The organism is Saccharopolyspora halophila (assembly GCF_039531955.1).
In the GTDB taxonomy this organism is placed as follows: domain Bacteria; phylum Actinomycetota; class Actinomycetes; order Mycobacteriales; family Pseudonocardiaceae; genus Saccharopolyspora; species Saccharopolyspora halophila.
This window is the reverse complement of sequence record NZ_BAAARA010000013.1, coordinates 122,336-132,392: the sequence shown is the minus strand read 5'-3', so window position 1 is coordinate 132,392 and position 10,057 is coordinate 122,336. Positions and strand designations below refer to the sequence as shown.

Below are 10,057 nucleotides of genomic sequence, written 5' to 3'. Positions count from 1 at the left end.
TTGGTCCTGGATACCGCACCCCTCCCTTCTTTATATGCACGACCCGAACACCCCCAGCACGCCCAGAACGTCCGTTCTCACGGCTTGACACGGCCGGAGGTCGCCTGGCCCTTCCGGTCGACAAGGTCGACTTCTTGCTTGAGACTTGGCCGGAAGTTCCACTGTGGAAGGGGCGTGCCGTGGACGAAAGCGAGCTTCGCTCGTCGCTCGAGAAGTTGACGGTGGCGGAGAAGGCCCGACTGGTGACCGGCGCGGACTTCTGGACGCTGCACCCGAACTCGAAGATCGGCCTGCGAGCGCTGGTGTGCTCCGACGGACCGAACGGGGTCCGCGGGACGAGGTGGGACGAGCGGGACACTTCGCTCCTGCTGCCGGTCGCCTCGGCCATCGGCGCTACTTGGGACCGGGACGCGGCCAAGCGCGCGGGCGAGCTGTTCGGCGACGAGGCGCTGCGGCGCGGAGTGCACGTGGTCCTGGCGCCCACGGTGAACCTGCATCGCAGCCCGTTCGGTGGCAGGAACTTCGAGAACTTCTCCGAGGACCCGTTGCTGGTCGGCGAGCTCGGTGCTGCCGTGGTGCAGGGCATCCAGTCGAAGGGCGTGGCGGCCACCCCGAAGCACTACGTCGCCAACGACAGCGAGACCGAGCGGATGACCTATGACGCGGTCGTCGACGAGACGACCCTGCGCGAGGTCTACCTCGAACCGTTCCGCCGGATCGTGGAAAAGGCCGGCCCGTGGGCGATGATGGCCGCTTACAACTCGGTGAACGGCCGCACGATGACCGAGAACTCCACGCTGGTCAACGACATCCTCAAGGACGAGTGGGGCTGGGACGGCGTGCTGATGTCGGACTGGTTCGCGACTCGCTCCCTCAAGGCGGCCGCCGATGGCGGTCTCGACCTCGCGATGCCGGGTCCGACCAGCCCGTGGAGCGACGGCGTGCTGCAGAAGGCGGTCGAGGACGGCGAGATCGCCGAGTCGGTGCTCGACGACAAGGTCCTGCGGCTGTTGCGCCTGGCCGATCGGGTCGGGGCGATCGGTGGCAAGTCCGAGAAGAAGGCCAACAAGTCCGAGAAGGGCAAGACGGCCACACCGCCGGAAGAGGCCCGTACGGTCCTGCGCGAGCTGACCGCACGGGGGTGCGTGCTGCTGCGCAACGAGACGGTCGGGGACCGGCCCGCGCTGCCGTTGCGGGAGGGGATCGGCAAGGTCGCGGTGATCGGGGAGAACGCCATCCTGCCCGCGGTGCAGGGCGGTGGTTCATCGCACGTCAGCCCGCCGCACGTGGTCACGCCGCTGGAGGGGGTCCGGAACGCTCTGCCCGACGCGGAGGTCACCTACCGCCGGGGCGTGTGGCAGCGGCGGTTGCTGGACCCGATCCCTCGCGAGGACGTCGACGACCCCGAAGGCCGCGGAACGGGCTTCCGCGTCGAATACCTCGATGAGAACGGGAAGGTCGTCGACAGCGAGCTGCGCGGCACTGAGCGGCTGGTGTGGCAGATCGGCAGCCTGCCCAAGGGCACGGCGAAGATCCGGCTGCGCGGCCGGCTGCGCACCGAGGTCGGGGATCACGCCTTCGGGGTGAGCGGTACCGGGCACTTCCGCGTCGATTTCGGCGGTCGCGAGGTCTTGAACGCCGAGGTCGCCCGCGCCCGCGAAGTGGACGACCCGCTGGCGGACATGGTGGAACCCCCGGAGCAGCGATGCAGCGTGCTGCTGGTGGAGTCCGATCTCGACCGGGGACGCATCGAGGCGTCCGTGGAGTTCACGCCCCAGGACATCAACGCGGACCTGATCGTGCTCGGCGTCGGCTACCGGGCGGGTCGCTGCGACGACCGCGCCGAGCTGGAGTCGGCGCTGGCCGCGGCTCGGGAGGCCGATGTCGCGGTGGTCGTGGTGGGAACCAACGACGAGGTCGAGACCGAGGGCCGCGACCGCACGACGCTCGACCTTCCCGGTCTGCAGAACGAGCTCGTCAGCAGCGTGGCGGGTGCGAACTCGAACACCGTCGTGGTGGTCAACGCGGGCGCTCCCGTGCTGCTGCCGTGGTCCGGCGAGGTGCCCGCGATCCTGTGGACCTGGTTCGGCGGCCAGGAGTACGGCGACGCCCTCGCCGAGGTCCTGCTCGGCAAGACCGAGCCGGGTGGGCGGCTGCCGAGCACGTTGCCCGCGGAACTCGCCGACGTCCCGGTTGCGCTGCCCGGTGTTCAGCCGGTGGGCGGGCTGCTGCGCTACGAGGAGGGCGCGGGCATCGGCTACCGCGGTTACGAGCGCGCGGGCAAGGTCCCGGCCTTCCCGTTCGGCCACGGGCTCGGGTACACGACCTGGGAGTACCTCGAAGCAGATCGGGAGGGCGGGCAGGTCAAGATCAAGCTCCGCAACGGCGGTGATCGCCGCGGTCGCGAGGTGGTTCAGGTCTACGAGGCGGAACCGCTGCGGCTGGCGGGTTTCACCACGGCCGAGGCCGATCCCGGCGAGACCGCGGTGGTCACGGTGGACGTCGAGTCCGCATCGGAGGAGCTCAGGGTCGGGCGCAGCGCGAGCGATCTGCGGCTGACGGCTTCCGGCTGAACCGAGAGGTGGCGCCGCCCTGGGGACGGCGCCACCTGCGAGGTTCCCGGGGGGATCAGCCGAGGATCCGCTCCAGGTCGTCGAGGACCAGGTTGGCGGCGATCGGCCCCAGGCCCAGGTACCAGGTGTCGTCGGGGACCTCGAAGGCCTTGTTCGCCTTCACCGCGCCCAGGGTGCTCCACTGCACGGAGTTGACGACCTCGTTCATCTGCTTGGCGCCGGTCTCGCCGTAGGCGCCGTAGAAGAGGATGTCACCGTCGGCCTGCGAGATCTGCTCGCGGCTGAGCTTGGCGAAGGTCTTCTCGATCTGCTGGTTCTGCGGCCGGGCGAACCCCGCGTCGGACAGGATGGTGCCGATGAACGAGTTCTCGCTGTAGAGCCGGATGTTGCCGGTGCTGAACCGCAGCATGCTGACCTTCTGCGCACCCGGGTCGCCTGCTCGCTGGCCGATCTCGGCCGCGCGCTTCTTGTAGTCGGCGAGGATCTGCTCGGCCTTCGGCTTCTTGCCGAGCGCCTCCGCGTCGAGCAGGAAGTTCTCCTTCCAGGTCTTGCCCACGGTTTCGGCCATCACCGTCGGCGCGATCTTGCTCAGCGCGTCGTAGTTCTCCTCGTCCCTGGTCTTGCTGGACAGGATCAGGTCGGGCTTCAGCTTGGCGATCTTCTCGATGTTCGGCGAGCCGATCGTGCCGACCATCTCGACGTTGCCCGCCTTCTCGGCGAGGTAGGGCTGGATCTTGGAGTTGGCCGCGGGCAGCACCGCCCCGACCGGCTTGACGCCCAGCGCCAGTGCCGCGTCCAGTTCGCCGGTGTCGAGCACGACCACTCGTTTGGGAGTTCCCTTGATCGTGGTCTTGCCCATCGCGTGCTCGATCACGCGTCCCTGCTCCTGATTGCCGGTCTGCTCCGGCTCGGAGGGCGTTCCACAGGCGCCCACTCCCAGCGCGACGGCGGAGAGCAGCGCCGCGAGCAGTCGTCGATGACGCAGCATTATGCACCTTACGTGTTGGTTCCGGACGAAAGTTTGGGAAGCCTAACCTGAGAAGTCGAGCGGAAGCTAGGGTTCCCACTTCTGCCGGGGGTGGTCCGCTAGAGAGTGCTCAGGAACATGTGCGCCATCGCCGCGGACAGCGCCAGCTCGACCGCGCCGCTGATTCGAGCCCGCCGGTCCCGGCCGCGCACGGCATCGGTTCCCGCGAATCCGGCGCTGAGCAAGCAATAGACCGCGAAGATCCAGGCCAGCAGCGGGACCGAGTAGCCCGGCGCGTGGGTGGCGACCGAGACCGCGGGGCCGTGCGCGTGGTGGTGCCCGGAGGGGACCAGCAGCGAGGTGGAACTCCCGCGGGTGCGCTGGGCGACGACCATGTAGGCCATCGCCAGCGAACCGATCACGTGGTGCAGGTAGGACGGCACTCGCTTGCGCACCGCCAGCACTCCGAGCCAGACCGCCAGCGCCGTGAACAGCACGGCCCAGGCGATCGGCGGGACCACGCCGGGCAGGTGCATCGCGGTCATGCCCACACCCATCGACGCGTGCGCCACCTCGACGTGGCCGGGCCGGGTCCGGGTGCGCAATCGCGTTCCGAGTCGCAGCAGCGCGATGGCGGTCGCCACGACGACCACACCGGCGGCGACTTGTCCGAGCGCGCTCACCCCGCTGATTGTTCGGTGGCGCGCGGGCCGGAACTACCTCCGTCCGTGTCGACTTTCGCGCCACGGAACGCATTGACGCCGGTAGCGCGCTCTGGGACGTCCCGCGGTCGAACAGCGGGAACCGGGCGGGAACTCCGCGTCCGTCCGGCACGACAATGTGAACGTGGACTGTGAGGACTACCGCGAGGCCCTGTCGGCCCGGCTGGACGGTGAAGCGTCACCGGTGGCCGAGGAACGGCTCGAAGCGCATCTCGCGGAGTGCGCGGGTTGCCGGTCCTGGCAGCAGCGGGCGATCGCGTTGAACCGGACGCTGCGGGTCCGACCGGCGCAACCGACGCCGGACCTGACCGCAGCGGTGCTCCGCGCGGCGCCCGCGCGGACAGGTCGCGGGTGGCGGCGGATCGCGCTGGCGGTCGTCGGCGGTTGCCAGCTCGTGCTCGGGTTCGCCCAGCTAGCCGGGGTCGGGCAGGACAACCTGGTCGCGATGGCGGGCCACCTGTTCAACGAGAGCACTGCGTGGAACCTGGCCATCGGGCTGGGGTTGCTGTGGACCGCCTGGCGGCCCGGCGCCGCGGCCGGGACGGTGCCGGTGCTGTCCGCCTTCGTGCTGGTGCTCACCGGGTTCTGCGTGCACGACCTGGTGCTCGGGACGGCCACCGCGGGCCGCGTCGCCACGCACGGCTTGCTGGTCGCCGGGCTGATCGCGCTCGTGCTGGTGCAGCGCGACCAGCGGCCTCCCCGGCGCACCGGGTCCGGTACACCGGAAGAGCCCGCCGATCCGGCTGGGACGGCTTCGCCGAGCCCGCAGGTCCGGCCCGGCGATCTGGGCCCCACCGCGTACCGCCGGACCGGCTAGGAGCTGTTCAGGCGCGCGGCGAACTCGCCTGCGCCGCCGCGGGTTCCGCTGTCCTCACCGCCGAGCCGAGCAGCAGTTCCCGGACAGGACCTAGGCGGCCGCGCGTCGGCGGCTGATGGCGCCGAGCGCGCTGTCCACGACCAGGAAGATCAGCAACGACACGCCGAAGACCGGCAGCGCGTAGGCGATGCCCAGCGCCGCGATGCCGATCGGGACCAGGATCCGATTGGGCACTCGCCGCCACGCGCCGCGCTCGGGGGACTTGCCGAAGCCCCGGGTCGGCCTGCGCAACCACCACATCCGGTAGCCCCAGACGATCATGCAGATCAGCGCGACGGCCATCACGACCAGCACGAGCTGGTTCACCCAGCCGAAGAGCAGGCCCATGTGCGCGTCGATTCCCCAGCGGGACAGCTTGGCCACCAGCGGCTGATCGGCGAAGGGCAGCGAGGCAGTGATCTCGCCGCTTCCGGGGTGCACCGCGACCGCGTCCTGCTGGGTCGGCCAGGAGCGGCCGATCTCCTGGACCCGGTAGGCGCTCCCGTCGCCGGGAGGCGTGATCTCCACGGGTCCGGACAGACCGTGCGCGTCGGCTGCGGCCAGCACCCGGTCCATGCCCACGTCGCCCGCGGCGGGGCGCGGCAGATCGGTGGAGACGCTGGGGGTTTCCCAGGCCAGCGCCGACCGCAGCTCACCGATGTTCGCCCCGGCGTAGGTCGACCAGGTCAGTCCGGTCGCGGACAGGAACAGCAGCCCGAGCGCGATCCACAGGCCCACCGATCCGTGCCAGGACAGCACGCGCCGCCGGCGGCTGCCGCGCACCTGCGGCTTGAACATGGCCGCGATCCGCGAACGCCGGCGCGTCACCCACAGCACGAGCCCGCCGAGGACCACGACCCACAGCCAGCTCGCGGCGAGCTCGCTGTAGACGCGCCCCGGGTCGCCGAGGTTGAGGTTGCGGTGCAGCTGGTCGAAGAAGGTGCGCAGCGGGAGTGCCTGACCGCTGCCGTAGGTCTCCAGCACGCCGCGCACCTCGGCGGTGTGCGGGTCGACGAAGACCGTGCGGAAGTAGCTCGCGCGGTTCTCCGGGTCTTCGAAGATGACCTGAGTGGTGTCGGTCGGGGAGGGCGCCGGGCGCACCGCTTCGAGCTCTTCGGCGGGCAGCGCACTGGTGGCGACCCGGACCTGCTCGGCGAGCGGCTGGGACTGCGAACTCGCGGGCACGTGCAGCTCGTGGGCGTAGAAGTGCTGTTCCAGCTGCGGGGTGAAGACGTAGAGCAGGCCGGTCAGCGCCGCCACGAGCAGGAACGGGCCGACGAGAACACCGGCGTAGAAGTGCAGGCGCAGCAGCATCGGCCGCAGCGCCGCCCATCCGGTGGCGGGCCCCGGTTGCCGGGTGCGCTCGGCTTCCTCGATGGTCATGGATGTCCCCTCCTCGGCGTCACCGTCGAGGGAGAAGTCGGCCGTGCGGGGCTAGGAGTTCCGGACCGCGGGTGTAACGATGTTCACGTTCTCGCGCGGGTTTGCTACCCGGCGCCTTCGGCTCGCCGCGCGGCGTCCAGGAGTTCGGCCCTGGCCCGTGCCACCCGGGAACGGATGGTGCCGATCGCGCACCCGCAGACGTCCGCGGCCTCCTGGTATGACAGGCCCAGGATCTGGGTGAGCAGCAACGCTTCCCGGCGCTCCTCGTCGAGTTCGTCGAGCATCGCGTTCAGCTCGACGATGTCGGCGGCACCGGGCGAGCTCATCGCGAGGTCGGCCGCCGCGGTCCAGTCGGCGACCGGCGCGGTCTGCGGGCGGGCCCGCTCGTGGCGGATCTGATCCACCACGACGCGGCGGGCGATGGACAGCAGCCAGACGCGGGCCGAGGACCGCGCGGAGAAGCGCCGGATGGACTTCAGCGCCCGCAGGTAGGTCTCCTGCGTCAGATCGTCGGCGAGGTGCACGCCAGCCCGGTGCGCGAGGAAGCGCCACACGTCGCGCTGGGTGCCGGAGATGAATCCCTCGATCGAGGCGCGATCACCGGACCGGGCGGCCAGCGCCAGCGCGGTGAGGCGAGCGTCCTCGTCCTCGGAACGATTCATGATCGGGAGCCTATCCACCCGGCAGCGGGGCGGATCCGCCGGTGGCGGAGGGGTGATCCGGGCTCGCGAAAGCAACGAGCCCAGACCTCGCGGCCTGGGCTCCGAAGTGCGCCAACAGGGACTCGAACCCCGAACCCACTGATTAAGAGTCAGTTGCTCTACCACTTGAGCTATTGGCGCTTGCGTCTCCACCGGGATTCCGCGTCGGTCTCCCTGGCGACGTGCAAAAGATTAGCACGGTGCGGTGGGGGGGTTTTGCACCGGGCTCCGGTTCCGGGCGGCACGTGTTCCGGGTCGCATTCCGGAGAATCGGAACTCGCTCGAAAAAAATCGAGGGCCTCCTGCCGGTGCAGGAGGCCCTCGATTTCGAAGTGCGCCAACAGGGACTCGAACCCCGAACCCACTGATTAAGAGTCAGTTGCTCTACCACTTGAGCTATTGGCGCTCGCGTGCCGCCCGGGGATTCCGTCCGGTTTCCCCGGCAACGCGAAAAACTTTAGCACGCGGCGGCGGAGCCCTGATGCAGGGGGTCCGCCCGAGGCGATGTGGCGGTCGCCGAGCAACCCGGGGGTGGGGCCGCGCGTCCCAATAGGGCGGATCGAGAAGTAGTCGATGACGCAGAGTGCGCATCCGACCACTGGCCGGGCGGTCGGAGCGCTGCGGCACACTATTGGTGAGGGTCAGTTGCGTGTTGGGACGGGACGGAACGTTGGTAATGGTTCAGAGGGGTAACTCGGTCGGGTTAATTCGGCGCGCGTGCCGGTCGTCGGCGGTGCTGGCCGCCGGGTTGGTGGTGCTGTTGACGGCCGGCTGCAGTGGCGTTGCGGGAGGTCAGAAGGATCAGCAGGCGCCCGAGGTGGCCGCGCCGACGGTGCGAATGGCGCCGGACAACGGGGCCAAGGGGGTGTCCCCGCTCGACCCCGTCACGGCTAAGGTCGACGGCGGCGAGATCGTCCGGGCTGAGCTGACCAACGCTGACGGCGGCCCGGTCGAGGGCCGGATCGCGGACGACGGCAAGAGCTGGAAGGTCGGCCAGAAGCTGGGGTACGACCGCACCTACACGCTGTCGGTGACCGCCAAGGGCCCGGAAGGTCCGGAGATCACCAAGCAATCGACCTTCACCACGCTCTCGCCCGCTGCCCAGACCTACGTGTCGATGATCCCGCTGGACGGCGACACGGTGGGCGTCGGCCAGCCGCTGGTGTTCCGGTTCAGCAAGAACGCCCCGGCGCCGGACAAGAAGAAGGCCGAGCAGGCGATCGACATCCGGACCGAACCGGCCGTCGAGGGCGCGTTCTACTGGTTCAACAGCCGCGAGGTGCACTGGCGTCCGAAGGAGTACTGGGAGCCGGGCACCACGATCGACGTGAACATCGACGTCTACGGCCGCGAGCTGGGCGACGGCGTGTGGGGTGAGGCGGACCGCACCGCCACCTTCCACATCGGCGACCGCGTCGTGCTCAAGGCCGACGGCGCCAGCCACCAGATGTCGGTGGAGAAGAACGGCAAGATCATCCGCACCATGCCGGTCTCGCTCGGCAAGCCGGACTTCCCGTCGAACAACGGCGTTCACGTGGTCATGGCGCATCACCGCAAGTACATGATGGATTCCTCGACCTACGGGCTGCCCGTCGACGAAGGGGGATACCGGACCGAGGTGGAATGGGCGGTGCGGATCTCCAACGGCGGCGAGTTCCTGCACGCCGCGCCGTGGTCGGTGGCCGACCAGGGACACCGCAACGTCAGCCACGGGTGCATCAACATGAGCAACGAGAACGCCGAGTGGATCTACAACCTGGTCAAGAAGGGCGATGTCGTCGAGATCACCAATTCCGGTGGGCCGGACCTGAGGTCCTGGGACGGATTCGGCGACTGGCAGATCCCGTGGAGCCAGTGGAAGGCGGGAAACCGGTGATCGGGCCCGCCCTGCGCGGCGGTGCGGGCCGCCGCGCCTGAGATCGCCGCGACCGCGAGATCGATGAAGGCTCCTCTCCCAGCCGGGGAGGAGCCTTCATTCATGAGGAAGGGCGAAGAACGAGAAAGGCCCCGCTCGAAGGAGCGGGGCCTTTCTGCCTTGGGGTGAGTGACGGGAATCGAACCCGCGACTCCTGGGACCACAACCCAGTGCTCTACCGACTGAGCTACACCCACCTCGGCCGCTCGAGTCAGCCTCTCACCGAGGCCGCCCGGAGCAACAGATCTATCTTAACGCGTGCCCCGGACGGGATTCGCACCGGCCCTGATTTTCGGATTTCAGCTGCTCAGTGGTCCTGTTCCGGCTCGTCGCCGTCGATCAGCTCCCGAGCCACGGCTTGTGCCTGCTCGCTGCTCGGTCCCGGCTGCGGGACGAACGCGGTGCGGCGGTAGTAGGCGAGCTCGCGGATGGACTCGCGGATGTCGGCCAGCGCGCGGTGCGCGAGGCCCTTCTCCGGCTGCGCGTAGTAGATCCGCGGGTACCAGCGGCGGCACAGCTCCTTGACGGAGGACACGTCGACCATCCGGTAGTGCAGGTGCTCGTCCAGCTTCGGCATGTCCCGGGAGAGGAAGCCGCGGTCGGTGGCGATCGAGTTGCCCGCCAGCGGCGCGGAGCGCACGTCGGGCACGTACTGCCGGATGTGGTCCAGGACCCGCTGCTCGGCTTCCTCCAGGCTCACCGCGGACTCGCGGACCTCCTGGGTGAGCCCGGAGCGCTCGTGCATGTCCCGCACCACTTCGGGCATGCCGGCCAGGGCTTCGTCGTCGGCGTGGATCACGATGTCCACGCCGTCGTCGAGGATGTTGAGGTCGGCGTCGGTGACCAGGGCGGCGATCTCGATCAACGCGTCCTTGCCGAGGTCGAGCCCCGTCATTTCGCAGTCGATCCACACTAGACGGTCGTTCACCCGAAGCAGCCT

8 protein-coding genes and 3 tRNA genes are annotated in these 10,057 nt (G+C 69.4%); 3 read left to right on the top strand and 8 right to left on the bottom strand.

The annotated features are described in order from the left end of the window. The first annotated feature begins 179 nt into the window (after positions 1-179). On the top strand, positions 180-2,573 hold the full coding sequence (locus tag ABD289_RS18425) for a glycoside hydrolase family 3 protein (RefSeq protein WP_344134038.1): 2,394 nt from the start codon (positions 180-182) through the stop codon (positions 2,571-2,573). A gap of 55 nt (positions 2,574-2,628) precedes the next feature. Here ABD289_RS18425 and ABD289_RS18420 read toward each other — a convergent pair whose 3' ends face one another. Both ABD289_RS18420 and ABD289_RS18415 read right to left on the bottom strand, forming a co-directional pair. Next, a complete protein-coding gene (locus ABD289_RS18420) occupies positions 2,629-3,561 on the bottom strand; it encodes an ABC transporter substrate-binding protein (protein WP_344134035.1) in 933 nt (310 codons plus the stop codon). Positions 3,562-3,659: 98 nt separating this feature from the next. After that, positions 3,660-4,223, bottom strand: coding sequence for a DUF5134 domain-containing protein (locus ABD289_RS18415; protein WP_344134032.1), 564 nt, complete (start codon positions 4,221-4,223; stop codon positions 3,660-3,662). Between the two features lie 163 nt (positions 4,224-4,386). Here ABD289_RS18415 and ABD289_RS18410 point away from each other — a divergent pair, with 163 nt between their 5' ends. Continuing rightward, the gene (locus ABD289_RS18410; protein WP_344134029.1) at positions 4,387-5,079 is read left to right on the top strand and encodes a zf-HC2 domain-containing protein; all 693 of its coding nucleotides are present in this window, start codon (positions 4,387-4,389) and stop codon (positions 5,077-5,079) included. A gap of 90 nt (positions 5,080-5,169) precedes the next feature. Here ABD289_RS18410 and ABD289_RS18405 read toward each other — a convergent pair whose 3' ends face one another. The 4 genes from ABD289_RS18405 to ABD289_RS18390 form a co-directional block, all read right to left on the bottom strand. Continuing rightward, on the bottom strand, positions 5,170-6,501 hold the full coding sequence (locus ABD289_RS18405) for a PepSY-associated TM helix domain-containing protein (RefSeq protein WP_344134026.1): 1,332 nt from the start codon (positions 6,499-6,501) through the stop codon (positions 5,170-5,172). 104 nt (positions 6,502-6,605) lie between these two features. Beyond that, positions 6,606-7,163: a sigma-70 family RNA polymerase sigma factor gene (locus ABD289_RS18400; protein WP_344134023.1), complete on the bottom strand. Its 558-nt coding sequence runs from the start codon at positions 7,161-7,163 to the stop codon at positions 6,606-6,608. A gap of 107 nt (positions 7,164-7,270) precedes the next feature. Next, positions 7,271-7,343, bottom strand: a tRNA-Lys gene (locus tag ABD289_RS18395). 192 nt (positions 7,344-7,535) lie between these two features. Next, positions 7,536-7,608: transfer RNA gene (locus ABD289_RS18390), tRNA-Lys, on the bottom strand. Positions 7,609-7,878: 270 nt separating this feature from the next. On the opposite strand from ABD289_RS18390, the gene ABD289_RS18385 reads away from it, so the two are divergent. Continuing rightward, positions 7,879-9,078 carry a L,D-transpeptidase gene (locus ABD289_RS18385; RefSeq protein ID WP_344134020.1) on the top strand — a complete coding sequence of 400 codons (1,200 nt, stop codon included), beginning with the start codon at positions 7,879-7,881 and terminating at the stop codon, positions 9,076-9,078. A gap of 160 nt (positions 9,079-9,238) precedes the next feature. Here the strand turns inward: ABD289_RS18385 and ABD289_RS18380 are convergent. Next, positions 9,239-9,314 (bottom strand) — tRNA-His (locus ABD289_RS18380). Between the two features lie 110 nt (positions 9,315-9,424). Continuing rightward, positions 9,425-10,045, bottom strand: coding sequence for an oligoribonuclease (gene orn, locus ABD289_RS18375; protein WP_344134017.1), 621 nt, complete (start codon positions 10,043-10,045; stop codon positions 9,425-9,427). Positions 10,046-10,057 lie beyond the last annotated feature (12 nt).